Annotated in this window: 14 protein-coding genes and 1 pseudogene; 4 read left to right on the top strand and 11 right to left on the bottom strand. The window is 70.1% G+C overall.

Annotation, left to right across the window (positions count from 1 at the left end; all coding sequences use genetic code 11):
• Position 1: 1 nt before the first annotated feature.
• Both RI138_RS12535 and RI138_RS12530 read right to left on the bottom strand, forming a co-directional pair.
• Complete coding sequence (locus tag RI138_RS12535; RefSeq protein WP_096627085.1) at positions 2-748, bottom strand: DUF6227 family protein; 747 nt, start codon at positions 746-748, stop codon at positions 2-4.
• A gap of 193 nt (positions 749-941) precedes the next feature.
• Positions 942-2,111, bottom strand: a complete 1,170-nt coding sequence (locus RI138_RS12530; RefSeq protein ID WP_311119986.1) for a P1 family peptidase — start codon at positions 2,109-2,111, stop codon at positions 942-944.
• 293 nt (positions 2,112-2,404) lie between these two features.
• On the opposite strand from RI138_RS12530, the gene RI138_RS12525 reads away from it, so the two are divergent.
• Entirely contained in the window at positions 2,405-2,629 is a 225-nt protein-coding gene (locus RI138_RS12525; RefSeq protein WP_096627084.1) for a hypothetical protein, read from the top strand.
• A 16-nt stretch (positions 2,630-2,645) separates the two neighbouring features.
• On the opposite strand, the gene RI138_RS12520 is transcribed toward RI138_RS12525, so the two are convergent.
• The 8 genes and pseudogenes from RI138_RS12520 to RI138_RS12485 all read right to left on the bottom strand — a co-directional run bounded on the left by RI138_RS12520 (position 2,646) and on the right by RI138_RS12485 (position 11,702).
• Positions 2,646-3,161, bottom strand: a complete 516-nt coding sequence (locus tag RI138_RS12520) for an MscL family protein (protein ID WP_311119985.1) — start codon at positions 3,159-3,161, stop codon at positions 2,646-2,648.
• Positions 3,162-3,274: 113 nt separating this feature from the next.
• Positions 3,275-3,733 (bottom strand): hypothetical protein, encoded by a 459-nt coding sequence (locus RI138_RS12515; RefSeq protein ID WP_398864260.1) that lies wholly within the window; start codon positions 3,731-3,733, stop codon positions 3,275-3,277.
• 366 nt (positions 3,734-4,099) lie between these two features.
• Positions 4,100-5,008, bottom strand: coding sequence for an S-methyl-5'-thioadenosine phosphorylase (locus tag RI138_RS12510; protein WP_311119983.1), 909 nt, complete (start codon positions 5,006-5,008; stop codon positions 4,100-4,102).
• A gap of 190 nt (positions 5,009-5,198) precedes the next feature.
• Positions 5,199-6,068 (bottom strand): alpha/beta fold hydrolase, encoded by an 870-nt coding sequence (locus tag RI138_RS12505; RefSeq protein WP_311119982.1) that lies wholly within the window; start codon positions 6,066-6,068, stop codon positions 5,199-5,201.
• 229 nt (positions 6,069-6,297) lie between these two features.
• Positions 6,298-7,955 (bottom strand): annotated as a pseudogene (locus RI138_RS12500) (IS1182 family transposase).
• A 143-nt stretch (positions 7,956-8,098) separates the two neighbouring features.
• Positions 8,099-8,437: an FmdB family zinc ribbon protein gene (locus tag RI138_RS12495; RefSeq protein ID WP_096628010.1), complete on the bottom strand. Its 339-nt coding sequence runs from the start codon at positions 8,435-8,437 to the stop codon at positions 8,099-8,101.
• 66 nt (positions 8,438-8,503) lie between these two features.
• Positions 8,504-9,784: an MFS transporter gene (locus RI138_RS12490; RefSeq protein WP_311119981.1), complete on the bottom strand. Its 1,281-nt coding sequence runs from the start codon at positions 9,782-9,784 to the stop codon at positions 8,504-8,506.
• 361 nt (positions 9,785-10,145) lie between these two features.
• The gene (locus tag RI138_RS12485) at positions 10,146-11,702 is read right to left on the bottom strand and encodes a potassium/proton antiporter (RefSeq protein ID WP_398862866.1); all 1,557 of its coding nucleotides are present in this window, start codon (positions 11,700-11,702) and stop codon (positions 10,146-10,148) included.
• A 277-nt stretch (positions 11,703-11,979) separates the two neighbouring features.
• Here RI138_RS12485 and RI138_RS12480 point away from each other — a divergent pair, with 277 nt between their 5' ends.
• On the top strand, positions 11,980-14,724 hold the full coding sequence (locus tag RI138_RS12480) for a penicillin acylase family protein (protein WP_311119980.1): 2,745 nt from the start codon (positions 11,980-11,982) through the stop codon (positions 14,722-14,724).
• A 143-nt stretch (positions 14,725-14,867) separates the two neighbouring features.
• On the opposite strand, the gene RI138_RS12475 is transcribed toward RI138_RS12480, so the two are convergent.
• The gene (locus RI138_RS12475; protein WP_311119979.1) at positions 14,868-15,473 is read right to left on the bottom strand and encodes a 5-formyltetrahydrofolate cyclo-ligase; all 606 of its coding nucleotides are present in this window, start codon (positions 15,471-15,473) and stop codon (positions 14,868-14,870) included.
• A gap of 93 nt (positions 15,474-15,566) precedes the next feature.
• Here RI138_RS12475 and galU point away from each other — a divergent pair, with 93 nt between their 5' ends.
• Together galU and glp are read left to right on the top strand one after the other, a co-directional pair.
• Complete coding sequence (gene galU / locus RI138_RS12470; RefSeq protein ID WP_311119978.1) at positions 15,567-16,469, top strand: UTP--glucose-1-phosphate uridylyltransferase GalU; 903 nt, start codon at positions 15,567-15,569, stop codon at positions 16,467-16,469.
• A gap of 4 nt (positions 16,470-16,473) precedes the next feature.
• Entirely contained in the window at positions 16,474-17,784 is a 1,311-nt protein-coding gene (glp, locus tag RI138_RS12465) for a molybdotransferase-like divisome protein Glp (RefSeq protein WP_311119977.1), read from the top strand.
• The last annotated feature ends 64 nt before the right edge of the window (positions 17,785-17,848 follow it).

The following is a 17,848-nucleotide window of genomic DNA, read 5'->3' as shown; positions in this document are numbered from 1 at the left end:
ATCAGCAGATCTGCGTGCGGCTCTCCATCGCCGAACGGGCGGCGTCCTCGTCCTCGTACACCTCGCACATATGGCGGCCGTCGGGCGTCGCCGTGTGCTCGACCTCCCACAGGCTCGTCTCACTGCCGTCGAGCAGCAGGAACGCGTGCTCGTACAGCGTGAATCCGGCCTCCTGGCCGTCGACCCGGCACTGCCGCCCGAAGATCTGGGTGATGTGGTGGGCGAACGCGGCCCGGAGCAGCGAGGCCTTCCGCTCGCCCGGCCGGTCGGCGTTCTCCGCGCGGCGCAGCACCCGGCGGGCGTGGTCCGCGGAATTGTCGGGGGCGTACGTCCGGGGGAGCGGGGCCGGCGGGGCGGACATCAAAACCGACAGCATCTCCATCTCCCCCTGACCGCCCTCCTCGCCGAAGACCGGGGTGTCGGAGCAGCTCCCGGCGAGGCGGGACGCGGCGATGCGGGCGTCGCCCTCCACGTCGTACAACTCGTGCCGACGCGGGGCCCGGACGTCCCGGCCGCCGCTGTGCACCAGCTCCCAGAGAGTCAGGGCGGAGCCGTCGGCGAGGAGATACGTGTGGCGGTAGGTCTCGCGGTGCAGCACGGAGCTGTGGTGCGACGAATGCAGCGAACTGCTGTGCGCCAGCGCCGAACCGAGGCGGTCGACCGTGCTGTCGGGAAGGTCGAAAGAGTTGAGGGCGCGTCGCAGGAGTCGGTCGAGGTGTTGCTCGGTTGTCTCGTACGGATCGCTCAAGGTGCTGTCTCCAGGCCGTCGCCGCGTGTTACTTGATGCGTGCTCAACGTAGTCCCTGAGTCTGACATCGTGACCGGGGTTCGTAAAAACGTAGGGCGCACGCAGAAAGTTCCCCCGGTGTTCCCGGCGCATTTCGGGCGGTTGGGATGAACTCCCTTGCGCAGGCGCCCAGTCGGCCGCCCTCGCGCGCCCCTCACCCGCGCCGCACGCCCCCCTCGCATCCGGCAGGGGCGTGCTGGTCGCCGTACAGGGCCGTGTACGAGAGGAACGTCCCGCCCGGCCCCGTGACCGTACGGGCCGCTCGCACCGCCTTCACGATGGCGCGGGCCAGCACATCCGCTCCCGCCGCCAGGATCTCGTTGACCGCGACCGGGTCCTGCGAGGGCACCGGCACCCGCCCCGTGGCCAGCGTGAACACCGTGTCCCCGTCGGTCAGCATATGGACCGGGCGCACCGCTCGGGCCAGCCCGTCGTGGGCGGTGCCCGCCAGCTTCTGGGCCTGAGCCCGGACCAGATCCGCGTCCGTGGCGACCACCGCGATCGTCGTGTTGAACGGCGGCGCCCCGCCCCCGGCCGCCTCCCGCTCCCGCGCCAGCCGCCGCAGCGCCTCCGCGTGGACCTCGGCCGGGGGGTACGCGGGCGGCTCCCCCGGCCGGGGATGCGCGGGCGACTCCGACCCGGCCCCGTACTCCCCGAACAGCACCCCGGTCCGGGGGTCGACCACCGAACCCGCCGCGTTCACCGCGACCAGGGCCGCCACCGTCACGCCCGACGCCAGACGTACGCTCGCCGCGCCGATCCCGCCCTTGAGCTGCCCGGCCACCGCCCCCGTACCCGCCCCCACACCGCCCTCGGCGACCGGCTCCCCGGGGCCCGTGGCGGCCGCCGCCTCCACCGCCGCGCGCCCGGTCGACGCGTCGGGCCGGGCCCGCCAGTCACCGCCCCGGCCGAGGTCGAAGAGGGCGGCGGCCGGAACGACCGGCACCACCTGGGCGGGGTCCGCGCCGACCTGGACACCCCGGCCCCGCTCCTCCAGCCAGGCCATCACGCCGGACGCGGCGTCGAGCCCGTACGCACTGCCGCCCGTGAGGACGACCGCGTCGACCCGCTGCACCAGATTGCGCGGGTCCAGTGCGTCCGTCTCCCGCGTCCCCGGCCCGCCGCCCCGCACGTCCACGGCGGCCACCGCGCCCCCTTCGGGCGCCAGGACGACGGTCGTACCGCTCAACGCGCCCGCACCGGCGACCTCGGCATGCCCGACGCGGATACCGGCCACGTCCGTCAACGCGTCGAGCAGCGGCGGGTTGCCGGGGGCCCGGTTTTCGGAAGCCCGGTTCTCAGGGGTCTGGTCCTCGCGGGGCATCGGGCGGCTCCTCACGTCGGCGCGGGGGTGTGCGTCGAACGTACCGGCGGGCGGGGCGCGATGCGTACGGTCCCGCGCGTCCCAGATTTCGTGAAGGCGTTCACAACCGCACAAGGGTCCAAGGTCCCGCACGAAACCACAGCTCAGCGGTGCCGCGAGGCGCACGGTCCGGTTCAGGCGGGGCCTTGAGCTCTCGGGCGGGGACCTGCTCGATCCGAAGGGCCGCTCTGACGGCCGCCGCCCGGCCCCACGGCGGCTCACGTCTCCCCGTGGGTCCGCCGTACCCTGGAAGCATGAGCGCCGCCCCCGCCCCCCGCCCGCGCGATGCGAAGCAGCAGCAGCCGTCGGGGCAGCTGCCTGAGGAACCGAAGCCCAAGCCGGTTCTGGTCTTCGACGATCCGCTGGACCGGCAGTCCGCGGACGATACGGACCAGGGGTGGGGTGAGCGGCCTCTCGCCGGTGGCAGCGCCGCCGACCTTGCCCGCTTTCTGGACGAGAAGCCGCCCCACCACATCTGAGCCGGTGCGCGGCGGGCTACCGGTCCCCGCCCGGGAGGCCGCCGGGGCCCGCCCCACCGGAGCCGTCCGGCGCACCGCCGGTGCGCTGTGCGAGCAGGGCGTCGCGGATCTCCTTCAGCACCTCCAGCTCGCTGACCTCCAGCGTCTCCTGCACCCCGTCCTTGGCGGCCTGCATCGCCGCCCGCCTGGCCAGATACTTGGCCATCGGCAGCACCACCAGGAAGTACACGACGGCGGCGGTGATCAGGAAGCTGAGGGTGGCGCTGAGCACCGAGCCCCACAGCATTCTGATCCCCTCCATCTCCCCGGTCTGCGGGTTCGTGGTGCAGGGGCCCCGGAGGCAGGAGCTGTAGCTGTCCAGGTCCTGCGTGCCGAACGCACCGACGAGCGGATTGATGATGCCCTTGACGAACGCGTTCACGATGTTGGTGAACGCTGCACCGATGACGACAGCCACCGCGAGGTCGACCACATTGCCGCGTGTCAGGAAGGCCTTGAAGCCCTCCAGCAGACTGACCTTCTTCTCGCTCACAGGTGAGCCTTCTTTCGCATGTGCGGTGACGGGGGCAAACTGCTCCGTCACCTAAGGCGGCAGAAGGAGGCACTGTCCAATCCGCTAATTCGCACGGGTGACTTGATGGCGTGTCAGTTCGCATCGGAAACCGCCACGGCCAGTCGGCCCGACGCGCCCGCGCCCAGCAGCACCGTGGCCGTCGACCGCTCCACGGACAGCACCACCAAGGCCCCTGGGGCCCCCGCCGCCGGCCCGCGCGCACTGTCGTCCGGCACCTTCGCCACGCGCGCACCCCGTGCCACGACGTGTGCGTCGTCGCCCGTGTCACCGACCGCGATCACATCGACCCGGTCTCCCGGCCGCAGCAGGCGCACCGTCTCCGCGTCCGCGATCCGCACCGGCGCGGAGACCAGCCGCACCGACGGCCGCCCGGCGCCCGCCGGGGCATCCGACGCCGCTGCCTCCCCGTCGCCCCCGCCGCCCAGGCCGCTGGTGGCCAGCGCGGCACCCGCCAGGGCGAGCCCCGCGGCCGCCGCCCGTCGCTGCCTGCGCAGCATGCGCCGCAGCCGGTCCGCACCGCCGCCCCGCACACGCAGCGGAGCGAACGGCCCCACCCGGCAGGGGGCGGGCACCGGTGCCGGGGGCCCGGGCGGCGGTTTCACCCGGCCTGCCGGGGTGTGAGTGTGGGTGTGGGTGTGGTGTCCGGAGTGCGTGGACGTGGATGTGGGCATGGGCGTGGACGTTGACGCGGGCCTGGACGTGATGGACGCGGACGCAGGCAGGGACGCGGACGTGGGTGTGGACATGGCACCACCTGGAATCGGGCGAACGAACGCAAAGGAAAAGGGGAGTCCGGCCCGGGTGATCCGGCCGAACTCCCCTCACTTTCCCCCGTCCGCGCAGATCCCGCTGACCCCTGTGGACAGCGCCCGCACTGTGGATAACTCCATCACCTGTCAGGGAAGCGCGATGCCCGTGTCGATCCCGTCCAGCGCGTGGGCGCAGGTGCAGTTGCGGATCTCCGTCTTCGGCAGCCCGGCCACCGCGTCGAACAGCACCGTGCGCAGCCGGTCCACATTGGCCGCGAATACCCGGAGGACCTCCTCGTGCGAGACGCCCTCACCGGCTTCGGCTCCCGCGTCCAGGTCGGTTACCAGGGTCATCGTCGTGTAGCAGAGGCCCAGTTCGCGGGCGAGCACCGCTTCGGGGTGCCCGGTCATGCCCACGACCGACCAGCCCATCGCCGCGTGCCAGCGCGATTCCGCGCGGGTCGAGAAGCGGGGGCCTTCGACGACCACCAGGGTGCCGCCGTCCACCGGGTCCCAGCCGTGTCCGCGCGCCGCGGTGAGCGCGGCCTTGCGGCCCTCGGGGCAGTAGGGGTCGGCGAAGCCCAGGTGGACGACGTTCGGCACGGTCCCGTCGGCCCGGGTCTCACCGTCGTAATACGTCTGCACCCGGGTCTTGGTGCGGTCCACCAGCTGGTCCGGGACGAGAAGGGTGCCCGGCCCGAACTCCGGCCGCAGTCCGCCGACCGCGCACGGTCCCAGTACCTGACGGACCCCGACGGAACGCAGGGCCCAGAGATTGGCCCGGTAGTTGATGCGGTGCGGCGGCAGGTGGTGGCCGCGTCCGTGGCGGGGCAGGAAGGCCACCCTGCGGCCGCCGATCTCGCCGAGGAACACCGAGTCGCTGGGCTTCCCGTAAGGGGTGTCCACGGAGACCTCGGTGACGTCGTCCATGAAGGAGTAGAAGCCCGAGCCGCCGATGACACCGATCTCCGCGGCCGCCTCGGAACCCGACGCGCCCGCCGTACCCGCCGTGCCCGTGTCCGTGCCGGAGCTCGTATCCGTATGTGCGTTCACCATGCGGTCACCGTATCCGGGTGCCGTGTGCGGGGAAGTGCCGCCCGGGGAAAGCGCTCGGACCCCGCCGAGTGGATGACACTGTTGGCGAATAGACGTGAAGACCGACGTTGAGATGTCGAGCTTCTTCTGCAGCGTCGGCACCAACGGGTCGGAAGTCTTGGTTCCGGCAGCAATTCGGCCCGGCTGCACATCAACGTTTGGTGTGGTTCAAGATCGCGGCAGCGAGCGGCGTGTGCACCTCACGTGGGAGTGCGTGCCCCATGCCGGGGATTTCGATGATGCGTGCGCCTTGAATCGCCTGGGCAAGGTGGTGGGGGTGCGGCGGCGGGAAGACTGGTTCGGCGGGAGCAGAGATGACGAGAGTGGGCACTGTGGCCTGGGCGAGTTGCTCGGTGCGATTCAGGTTGGACGCGTCGGCGCGGGCATGCGCGGTGCTGGTGACGTAGTGCCCGGTGTGCTCGATGACCTTCAGCTCCAGGGCGCGGGCGTATTCGGCGTTGAAGGGAAGCTGACTTCCGCCCAGGATCCGCCAGTGCTCGACCCGCCGTTCCAGCTCCGCTTCCAGACCGAGGCCCTCCGCGGGACGGGACCACATCTCCAGCAGGCGGGGTGCGATACCGGGGAGTTCCTCGGGCGGGATCGGGGTTCCGTTCGGCTGGACGTATGGGATAGCGCTCAGCGCGCTTGTACCGATCAGCGTCGCGCTGAGCAGCCGGTTGGGATGGTCCGCGATGAGAAGTTGGGTGAGCATCCCTCCCAGTGACATGCCCACTATGTGGGCGCGTTCGATGTCGAGACCGTCCAACACCGTGATGGCGTCTTCCGCGAGTTGACTGAGGGGATAGGGCCGCTGGTCGAACGCCCAAGTGGAGCGGCCGGTGTCGCGGTGGTCGTAGCGGATCACACGATGGCGGGAGGTGAGCATGTCCACCAGCTCGTCCGGCCAGCCCAGGCCGGGTGCTTGCGCTCCCATGATCAATAGCAGTGGAGACGCGTCTGTGGCACCCCTACCTTCCGTCCAGAGGCGTACGCCGGGTGCTGCGTCGATGAAGCGTTGCATGGTGTTCCTCCAAGGCGAATCCGAGACTAGACGAGACGTATCGTATCGCCTTGCGGGGTCATTACGGGTCCAGGCAGCCTGCTGCCCGGACCCGCACGTTTTCCTGGTCGAGACCCAGATCGCCGACGTTGCACTGGGGCCGCGCACAGAACGGCTCGTATCACCCTTGAAGGAGTCGGACACCTCTGCTCTGCCCAAAGCGGGGCAGCGTCGGATGAGCTGATGCGGCCTACTCGGCAGGCTGGAGGGCTGCCAGACTGGACTTGCGGGTGCGGGCCCTCGGGGTATCGGTCCACCAGGCGTTGAGGCGGTGCAAGTTGATTGCGGTCGCAGTGAGCTGATGCTGCAGCCGCGCCTTGGCCAGGCCGTGATACCGGCATCGACGCAGACCGAAGGCTCGAACACCTTGAGAGATGGTGCCTTCGACGCCAGCCCGGTGTGCGTATTGCTTTTTCCACTCCTGAGTGTCTTCCTGAGCTCGCGCCTGCTGGATCGCCTCATACTCCGCTTGCGGGCGGAGGGTGATCCGGCGGGCCTTGTCCCACTTGCTGTTGGAGCGGGTGCACTGCTCTCGGGCCTTGCAGGGACGGCAGGCAGCCGTCGGGAACCGCGCCCGGACCACGGCTGTCCCCTCCTGGGAGCGGTCTTCGGCCCAACGGCTGCTGGTCGCGCCGTTGGGACAGGCCACCTGCTGGTTCTCCCAGTCGATGGCGAAGTCTGCCTGGGAGAAGCCACCATCGTCTTTGGTCTGCCAGCTGGTGGAGGCGAGGATGGGCCCACCAGGGTCACTTCGTGATCCCGGCGGGCGGTGACCACTTCCCTGGCTGTCGCGTAGCCCGCGTCGACCAAGTGGCAGTCGGGCAAGAGGTCACGCTCGGCGAGGTGGGCGTGGATCGGGACGCCCAGCCGCACGTCCTGGACGGTGGAGTCGGTCGTGGCGACGTGTGTGATCAGGTTCGGGCTGTCCGGCTCGCAGGTCTCGGTGAGGTGGACCTTGTAGCCGTCCCAGAAGATGCCGCGTTTGACGCTGCCCCGTGTGTCGGTGTCGTAGGGCGTTACCAGTCACTCCGCGCCCGGCGGGCGGTCCTTGAGGTCCCGGCGACGGACTTGTCCATTGTCGACGATGTACTGCTGGATCCACATCTGCCGAAGGGCCTGGACCCGGTCGAGCAACCGTAGAGACGCAGGGGCCTCGGGCGCGTGCACGGCTGTAAGAAGTCTCAGCCCGTCGGCACCGATCTGTTCGATCAGCTCGCTCTGCTTGGCCTTCCCCTTGGGTAGCCGGGTGTCCTCGAACCGAATCGCGTACCGGTCGAACCATTCAGCCGGAGTCCAGCCGGCCAACCACTCCGGCTCATGGACCGCCACGCTGTTCAGCGCGGCACGCAGGGTTTCACCGAGCCGCACCAGTCCGTTGATTCGCCGGGCGGCGGACAGCACGATCGTGGATTCCGTGCGCGCACGGCCACCGGCCTTGAGCAAACCGTGCTCCACGGCGGCTTCAAGGGCCCGGTCCAGAAGCTCGATCCCGGCGTCTCCCGCGATCAGCCGGTCCCTGAACTCGGTGAGTACCGAGTGGTCGAACCCCGGATCGACCAACTCCAACCCCAGCAGGTACTTCCAGTCCAGCCGCCCGCGCACTGCGTCTGCGGCCTGCCGGTCCGAAAGGCCCTCGGCGAACTGCATGACCGAGACCAGTGCCAGCCTGCTCGGCGACCACGCCGGCTTCCCCCTGCTTGGGTACAGCCCGGCGAAGTCCGCGTCCGAGAACAGCTCGCCCAACTCGTCACGGACCCGCATCGCCAAACTGCCCTTGGGGAACGCGGCCCGTGCCACCCGGGCCGTCTCCTCAGGAACCCCGTCGATCCTCTTGGCGCGCAACGACACCGACACACCCTCCCCAAACACAACGTCGGCCTTCACGACCACAACGGGTCATGAAGGCCGACGTCACGCTCAGCCCCAGGATTCGCCAACAGTGTCAGTGGATCGGCGGGGTCCGGTGAAGCGTGTGTGGGGCGTACGTGGGCTCAGGCGGCCGACGTACCGCTCGACGAGGCCGACGCGGAGGCCGACGACGAGGAGGAGGGCGACGACGAAGCGCTCGCCTTGGTCTCCGAACCCGACTTCGCGGACGAAGCGGAGTCGGACGGCTTCGAGGACGACGACGCCGGTGTGCTGCTCGACGACGAGCCGCGGCTGTCGTTCCGGTAGAAACCGGAACCCTTGAAGACGATGCCGACCGCAGAGAACACCTTCTTCAGGCGTCCGTCGCAGCTCGGGCATACGGTCAGGGCGTCATCGGTGAACTTCTGCACCGCCTCAAGGCCCTCGCCGCACTCGGTGCACTGGTACTGATAGGTCGGCACTTGCTCCTCCTGGCACTCTCACTCAATGAGTGCTAACGACGCTCCATACTGACGTATTCCTTTGAATCAGTCCACTGTGACGGGCTCGCGGTGACCGATCCCACGTGCCACGGTGCGTCCCGGGGACCTCGGTGTCAGCCGCGAGCGCAGGGCCAGCAGCGTCACCAGGGCGAGTGCGGTGCCGGCCAGCGGCACCAGGAATCCGGTGCTCGCGCCGTGGCCGTCGGCGAGCTGTCCGGCCACGGTCACCGCCGCCGCCTGGCCGAGCGCCACAGCGCCCGTCAGCCAGGTGAAGGCCTCCGTGCGGGCGGTGGCGGGAACCAGCGCCTCGACGAGGGTGTAGCCGCTGATCAGCGCCGGAGCGATGCACAGGCCCACCAGCAGGCCGAGCCCGGCCAGCAGCGGCACCGAGTGCACGGCCCACAGGCCGGACGCGGTCAGAGTGAGTGCCACGTACCCGATGATCAGCCGGCGGCGCGGGCTGCTCTTCCAGGCGATCGCGCCGCAGGCGATGCCGGCGAGCATGTTGCCCGCCGCGAAGATCCCGTAGAGCAGGCCGTTCACCCCGGGGTGGCCGATCTCCTCGGAGAACGCGGTCAGGGAGACCTGCATCCCGCCGAAGACCGCGCCGATGCCCAGGAAGGAGATCGCCAGGACGCGCACGCCCGGTACGGAGAGTGCCGAGGCGTGCGGTTCGGCCGCGGTCGCGGCGGCGCGGGGTGCGGGCTGGGTGGCCCGCTGAGCGGCGAAGAACAGGCCGCCGATCAGGGTGAGGGCCGCCTCGGTGACCAGGCCCGCGGCGGGGTGCACGCCAGTGCACAGCGCGGTGGCGATGACCGGGCCCAGGACGAACGTGAACTCGTCCGTCACCGACTCGAACGCGGCCGCGGTGGACATCAGGGGAGAGGCGGGGCGGTCGGGGGTCGCGCCCAGCATCGCCGCCCAGCGGGCCCGAACCATCGGGCCGATCTGCGGGATCGAGGCACCCGTCGGCACGGCGGCGGCGAACAGTGCCCACAGGGGGGCGTCCGCCAGCGCCAGCACGGTCAGGGTGCTCACGGAGACGGCGTGGAGGAGGACCCCGGGCAGCAGTACGGAGCGCTGGCCGAAGCGGTCGGCGAGCTTGCCGCTCTGCGGGGCGAACAGCGCCATGGAGACGCCGGAGACGGCCGCCACGGCGCCCGCGCTGCCGTAGGAGCCGGTGGTGTGCTGCACGAGGAGCACGATGCTGATGGTGAGCATCGCGAAGGGCTGCCGTGCGGCGAAGCCCGGGAGGAGGAAGGTCCACGCACCGGGGGTGCGCAGCAGTTGCCCGTATCCGGGGCGGTCGGAGACCGTGGGTGCCACGGTCCTTGCCTTTCTGCCGCCTGGTAGCCCTGCTTCCCGGCGCCCTTGTGGGGCGGGCCGGACGGAAGCGGCCGAGAGCTGTCCTCTTCGCGCGGAACTGCGGTAGATGCCGGGCGGCTCGCTGCCATCGGCGGAGAAGCGCCGGGCCAAGAGACACCACGACCGCCATACGGTCGCGCCAGCTCTGCTTCAGACAGAGTTGGTCGATCAGGGTTGGTCGATCATGCTTGCCTTCATGGTACAGGCAGGAAACCTTGTGCGCCTGTGATTGCGCACAGGGCTACGGTATCGGCCTGTGATCTGCGACGCGTCCGCAGTGAATCACCTGCGGTGTCACCTTATGGTTCGCGCCGCCCGTGACTCAGGGGCGTGTCTTCGTATCGCTGCCGCCGCCGAGCTTCTTGGTCAGCTTCATCGCCTGGGGGATGCCGGATTCGCCCTGGGGGCCCGGAGCGGCCGAAGCCCGCGACGTACCGGAGCTGCCCGCTCCGCCCGTGCCCAGCCAGCCCGCCAGCTTGCCGCCCTCGCCGACCGCGCGCAGCCGGGCCTCCGCCGTGTCGCGCACCGGGTCGGTGGCCACCACCAGCAGTTCGTCCCCGCGTCGCAGGACGGTCGTCGGTGCGGGGACGAAGCTCTTGCCGTCCCGGACCACCAGGGTGACGGCCGCGCCCGCCGGGAGCCGCAGCTCGCCGACCTCGACGCCGTGCATCTTCGACTGCGGAGGGACGGAGACCGACAGCAGATGCCCGCGCAGCCGCTCCAGCGGGGCGGACTCGACGCCCAGGTCGTCGGGCTCGGCCTGGTCGTCGGCGATCTTCAGTTTGGCCGCGACCCAGGGCAGCGTCGGGCCCTGTACCAGGGTGTAGACGATGACCAGGACGAAGACGATGTTGAAGATCCGGGTGCTGCCCTCCACCCCGGACACCATCGGAATGGTCGCCAGGACGATGGGCACAGCCCCGCGCAGCCCCGCCCAGGACATGAGCGCCTTCTCGCGGGCCGGCAGCCGGAAGGGCGCGAGGCTCAGGAACACCGACAGCGGCCGCGCCACCATGGTCAGCACGAGGCCCACGACGACGGCGGGCCAGAAGTCGTCGACCAGGTCGTGCGGGGTGACCAGCAGGCCGAGCAGCACGAACATGCCGATCTGGGCCAGCCAGCCGAGCCCGTCGGCGAAACCGAGGGTGGCGGGCCAGTGCGGCAGCTTGGAGTTGCCGAGGATCATCGCGGCCAGGTAGACGGCGAGGAAGCCGCTGCCGTGGGCCATGGCGCCCGCGGCGTACGCGGAGACGGCGATGGCCATCACGGCGATCGGGTAGAGGCCGGAGGCGGGCAGCGCCACGTGCCGCAGTCCGAGCGACCCCAGCCAGCCCACCGTGACGCCGATGGCGGCGCCGATGGCCAGCTCCAGGGCGATCTCGCCGACCAGGACGTACCAGTGCTCGACCGGTCCGACCGCGGAGAACGCGACGACCAGGATGACGACGGGGGCGTCGTTGAAGCCGGACTCGGCCTCCAGGACACCGGTGACCCGGGGCGGCAGCGGCACTCTGCGCAGGACGGAGAAGACGGCCGCGGCGTCGGTCGAGGAGACGACCGCGCCGATGATCAGGGCCTGACGCCAGTCGAGACCCACGAGGTAGTGGGCGGCGGAGGCGGTGACAGCCACGCTGATGGCGACGCCGAGGGTGGAGACCACCGCGGCCGCGGGCAGGACGGGGCGGACCTCTTTCCACTTCGCACCGAGTCCGCCCTCGGCCAGGATGACGACCAGCGCGGCATAGCCGATCACCTGTGTCAGCTCGGCGTTGTCGAACTTGACGTCGAAGATGCCGTCCTGCCCCAGGGCGATCCCGATGCCGAGATACAGCAGCAGACTGGGCAGCCCGCTGCGCGAGGAGATCCGCACCGCCACCACGGCGACGAGCAGGACGAGCGAGCAGACGAGCAGGAGTTCGTTGAGCGCGTGGACAGTCAGGGTCCGTTCCTTCCCTGCGTGCGCCTGCCGGATCGTCCTCCGGCAGCCCGGTACTTCGTTACCTTACCTAATCTTTAACGCTTCCTTGACGGCTTCGAGTGTTCGTACGAGGAAGACGCAAATGGATGCATCCCTATACCGCGTCCGAGTGGCTTCTCCGCTGCGCCTATGGTTGCTCCTGCACTCCCAGGACCACCCTGCCCCTCGAAGGACAGCGATGCCCGCCAATACAACCGCCTCTTCCGGCCCTTCCGACGAGAAGAAGCCCGGCAGGAAGAAGGGGCGACGCGCCCGCCTGATCGTGCTCGTCCTGGTGCTGGCGCTCGTCGCGGGTGTCGGTTTCGGGGCGTACTGGTCCGTGTCCACCGTGCGGGCCTCGTACCCGCAGACCACCGGGTCGATCACGCTCGACGGCCTTGGCGGCGACGTCGAAGTCAAACGTGACGCGTACGGAATTCCGCAGATCTACGCGGACACCGACGCCGACCTCTTCCGCGCCCAGGGCTTCGTACAGGCTCAGGACCGTTTCTGGGAAATGGACGTCCGGCGGCACATGACGTCCGGCCGGCTCTCCGAGATGTTCGGTTCCGGACAGGTGGAGACCGATTCCTTCCTGCGCACGCTCGGCTGGCGGCAGGTGGCGCAGAAGGAGTACGACGAGGTCCTGGACGAGAGCACCAAGAAGAACCTCCAGTCCTACGCGGAGGGCGTCAACGCGTATCTGAAGGGCAAGGAAGGCCGGGACATCTCGGTCGAGTACGCGGCTCTGGGGCTGACCAACGACTACAAGCCCGGCAAGTGGACCCCGGTGGACTCGGTCGCCTGGCTCAAGGCGATGGCCTGGGACCTGCGCGGCAACATGCAGGACGAGATCGACCGTTCGCTGCTGACCAGCCGTCTCGACAAGGACCAGATCGAGGACCTGTACCCCGGCTACCCGTACAAGAAGCACAAGCCGATCGTGAGGCAGGGTGCGGTCTCCCCGGTCACCGGGAAGTTCGACCCGGAGGCGACTCCGTCGGACAACATCGGGTCGGCGACCGCCCAGGGCGCGACCGAAGGCCTGAACACCCAGCTCGCCGCCCTCTCCGACACTCTTGACGAGATCCCGGCGCTGCTCGGCCCGAACGGCAACGGCATCGGGTCCAACTCCTGGGTGGTCTCCGGTGAGTACACGACGACCGGCAAGCCACTGCTGGCCAACGACCCGCACCTGGCGCCGATGCTGCCCTCCCTCTGGTACCAGATGGGCCTGCACTGCCGGGAGCTGTCCAAGAACTGCCAGTACGACACCGCGGGCTACACGTTCTCCGGGATGCCCGGTGTGATCATCGGTCACAACCAGGACATCGCCTGGGGCCTCACCAACCTGGGCGCCGACGTCACCGACCTCTTCCTGGAGAAGGTCTCCGGCGACGGCTACCTGTACGACGGCAAGGTCAAGCCGTTCAAGATCCGCGAGGAGACCATCAAGGTCGCCGGCGGCCGGGACCGGAAGATCACCGTCCGTGAGACGGACAACGGGCCGCTGGTCTCCGACCGCAGCAAGGAGCTGGAGAAGGTCGGCCAGAAAGCGCCCGTCACCAACGTCGCCCCGGACCGCGCCGACGGCTACGCGGTCGCGCTGAAGTGGACGGCGCTCCAGCCCGGCAGGTCCATGGACGCGGTCTTCGCACTCAACCGGGCCAAGGACTTCACCACCTTCCGGGCGGCCGCCGAGGACTTCGAGGTCCCCTCGCAGAACCTCATCTACGCCGACACCGAGGGCAACATCGGCTATCAGGCCCCGGGCACGATCCCCGTCCGCCTCAAGGGCGACGGCACGCTGCCGAGCCCCGGCTGGAGCTCGGAGTACGGCTGGGAGAAGGAGCCCGTCCCCTTCGACGAGCTGCCCTACGAGTACAACCCGAAGCGCGGCTACATCGTCACCGCCAACCAGGCCGTCATCGACGAGGGCAAGTACCCCCACCTCCTGACCAAGGACTGGGGCTACGGCGCCCGCAGCCAGCGGATCGACGACCTCATCGCCCAGAAGATCAAGGGCGGTGAGAAGATCTCGACCGACGACATGCAGAAGATGCAGATGGACAACTTCAGCGAGATCGCCGCGCTGCTGGTGCCCGAACTGCAGAAGATCAACATCTCCGACCCGAGCGTGCGCGAGGCGCAGAAGCTGCTGGACGGCTGGGACTACACCCAGGAACCCGACTCAGCGGCCGCCGCGTACTTCAACGGCGTCTGGCGCAACATCCTCAAGCTCGCCTTCGGCAACAAGCTCCCCAAGGAGCTGCGGGTCAAGGGCGACTGCATCAACGTGCCCCCGGCCAAGAACAGCGGTCCCCTCGACGAGCAGAAGAAGCTCGTCCGTGAATGCGGCCAGCGCGACGGCGACTCGGCGCAGCCGGACGGCGGCGACCGCTGGTTCCAGGTGGTCCGCGACATCGTGGACGACCAGGACAACGAGTGGTGGAAGGCGCCCGCCCGGGGCCGCGAGGGCGCGCTGGAGAGCCGTGACGACCTCTTCGCCCAGGCGATGGAGGACGCCCGCTGGGAGCTGACCGCCAAGCTCGGCAAGGACATCTCCACCTGGAGCTGGGGTCGGCTGCACCGCCTGATGCTGAAGAACCAGACCCTCGGCACCGAGGGGCCCGGCCTGCTCCAGCGGGCGCTCAACCGGGGCCCCTGGAACCTCGGCGGCGGCGAGGCGGCGGTGAACGCCACCGGCTGGAACGCGGCAAGCGGCTACGAGGTCATCTGGGTGCCGTCGATGCGGATGGTCGTCAACGTGGGGGACTGGGACAAGTCCCGCTGGATCAACCTCACCGGCGCCTCCGGGCACGCGTTCAACACGCACTACACCGACCAGACCGACAAGTGGGTCGACGGTGAACTGCTCGACTGGTCCTTCCGGCCGAACGCGGTGAGCGAGGGCACCGTCGACACGCTGACGCTGAAGCCGTAGGGAATCAGCGGCATCCTCTGGGATCAGCAGCCCCTTTATGGCTCACGCGTGAGCCATAAAGGGGCTGGCTTGAACGACAGGACGGGCGCGCCGGAACGGCAAGAGGGCGCGTGAACGACAAGAGGGGCACCGGCCGAAGCGGCTCACCGGCCGAAGCGCCGCGCTCCGGCCGGAGTGACCACGGCGTCCACGGGGTGGTCGTGCGGTTCCGAGGGGACCCGCGCGACCACCTCGTCGTCGTACAGGAGCACGACGAGCGCCGGGTGCGCCCCGGCGGCCGTCAGCCGGGCCAGCACCCGGTCGTAGCTGCCGCCGCCCCGCCCCAGCCGCATCCCGGCCCCGTCCACGGCCAGGCCGGGCAGCAGCACCGCGTCGGCGTCCAGGACGGAGTCCGGTCCCAGGCGGCGGCCGTCCGGCTCCAGGAGCCCCCGTCCGGCGGGCAGCAGGTGCTCCGCGCCCTCGTAGGCCGCCCAGTCCAGGTCGTTGTCGGCCAGGAGCACCGGCAGCAGCACCCGTACGCCGCGCTCGCGCAGCGCGTCCAGCAGGGTGCGGGTGCCCGGTTCGCGCCCCACGGAGACGTACGCGGCGACCGTCCGGGCGTCGGCCAGTTGGGGCAGGTCCAGGGCGCAGGCGGCGAGAACCGCGGCGGCCCGGGTGACGTCCTCCTTCGTCAGGAGGGCCCGCGCGTCGAGCAGTTCGCGCCGCAGGGCGGCCTTCGCGGACGTCTTTCCGGGTTTGTCGGTGTTCAATGGAGACTCGCACGGTTCTCGTATGGGCATATTTAAGGGCAAAGTTAACCGGAAGATCAGCTTCTGGTGGGGTGCAGCCGTTAAGGTCTGCACATGAATCAGTCGCCCTCCAGGATCAGCAAGGCCGTCATCCCGGCAGCAGGTCTCGGTACCCGGTTCCTGCCCGCCACGAAGGCCACTCCCAAGGAGATGCTGCCTGTCGTCGACAAGCCGGCCATCCAGTATGTCGTCGAGGAGGCCGTCGCGGCGGGTCTCTCCGACGTCCTGATGATCACCGGCCGTAACAAGCGCCCCCTTGAGGACCACTTCGACCGCAACTACGAGCTGGAGTCCGCGCTCACCCGCAAGGGAGACGCCGAACGCCTCGCCAAGGTCCAGGAGTCCAGCGACCTGGCCACCATGCACTACGTGCGTCAGGGCGACCCGCGCGGCCTCGGCCACGCCGTGCTCTGCGCCGCCCCGCACGTGGGCGACCAGCCCTTCGCGGTGCTCCTCGGCGACGACCTGATCGACCCGCGCGATGCACTCCTTGCCCGGATGGTGGAGGTCCAGGAGCGCGAGGGCGGCAGTGTCGTGGCACTGATGGAGGTCGACCCCGCGCAGATCCATCTGTACGGCTGCGCGGCCGCGGACGCGACCGTCGACGGCGACGTCGTCCGGGTCACCGGCCTGGTCGAGAAACCGGACCCGGCCGACGCCCCCAGTAACCTCGCCATCATCGGCCGGTACGTCCTGGACCCCGCGGTCTTCGACATACTGCGACACACCGAGCCGGGCCGCGGCGGCGAGATCCAGCTCACCGACGCCCTCCAGCTGCTCGCCGCGGACGAGGAGATCGGCGGCCCCGTGCACGGCGTCGTCTTCAAGGGTCGCCGCTATGACACCGGCGACCGCAGTGACTACCTGCGTGCCATTGTCAGACTGGCGTGCGAACGTGAAGACCTGGGGCCGGACTTCCGGACCTGGCTGCGTAAGTACGTCACCGAGGAGATGTAACCCCGTGAGCAGCACGATCTGGTCGGTCGACGAGCATCTGGACGACATCCTCGCCTCGGTGAGGCCGCTCGAACCCATCGAGCTCCAGCTGCCCGACGCCCAGGGCTGCGTCCTGGTGAAGGACGTCGTGGTGGAGGTGGCCCTGCCGCCCTTCGACAACAGCTCCATGGACGGCTACGCGGTCCGGATCGCCGATGTCGAGGGCGCCAGCGAGGAGTTCCCCGCGGTGCTCACCGTCATCGGTGACGTGGCCGCGGGCAGCGCCGGGCTCGCCGACGACCAGGTCGTGGGACCGGGACAGGCCGCCCGCATCATGACGGGCGCCCCGCTGCCCGCCGGTGCGGAGGCCGTGGTCCCGGTCGAGTGGACGGACGGGGGTACGGGCGAGGGCCCCGCCGCCGCCATGCGCGCCCACTCCGACGCCCCGGAGGGCGCCACCGGCGAGGTCCGCGTCCACCGTCCCGTCACGGCGGGCGCCCATGTCCGCGAGCGCGGCAGCGACGTCCGCCCGGGCGATCTGGCCCTGCGGGCCGGGTCTGTCGTCGGCCCGCCGCAGATCGGGCTGCTCGCGGCGATCGGCTGCTCCACCGTGGTCGTACGGCCCCGCCCGCGCGTGGTCGTGCTCTCCACCGGCAGCGAACTGGTCCAGCCCGGCGAGGAGCTGACGAGCGGCCAGATCTACGACTCCAACAGCTTCGCGCTGACCGCCGCCGCCCGGGACGCCGGGGCCATCGCCTACCGGGTCGGCGCGGTGGCCGACGACGCCGAGACGCTGCGCGCCACCATCGAGGACCAGCTGATCCGTGCGGACATCGTCGTCACCACGGGCGGCGTCAGCGTCGGTGCGTACGACGTGGTCAAGGAGGCGCTGTCCTCCGTCGGGGACGAGGACGAGGCGGGCGGCGGGGTCGAGTTCCGCAAGCTGGCCATGCAGCCGGGCAAGCCCCAGGGCTTCGGCTCGATCGGCCCGGACCACACCCCGCTGCTGGCCCTGCCGGGCAATCCGGTCTCCAGCTACGTCTCCTTCGAGCTGTTCGTCCGCCCCGCCATCCGGGCCCTGATGGGTCTGCCCGACGTGCACCGCCCCACGGCCCGAGCGGTGCTGAGCGCCGAGAAGGCACTCACCTCCCCGGACGGCCGCCGCCAGTTCCTGCGCGGTACGTACGACGCGGAGGCGGGCACGGTCACCCCCGTGGGCGGTTCCGGATCGCATCTGATCGCCGCGCTCGCCCAGGCGGACGCGCTGATCGTGGTGCCCGAGAGCATCACCTCGGTGGAGCCCGGCGCGGAGACGGACGTGATCCTGCTCCGCTGACCGCCGCGCGGTGGCGGTACGGTATCTGCCGCTGTGCCTTCCGGGGGACCCCCTCCGGTTCCCC

It is taken from the genome of Streptomyces durocortorensis, assembly GCF_031760065.1.
In the GTDB taxonomy this organism is placed as follows: domain Bacteria; phylum Actinomycetota; class Actinomycetes; order Streptomycetales; family Streptomycetaceae; genus Streptomyces.
This window is presented reverse-complemented; position numbering and strand designations above follow the sequence as displayed.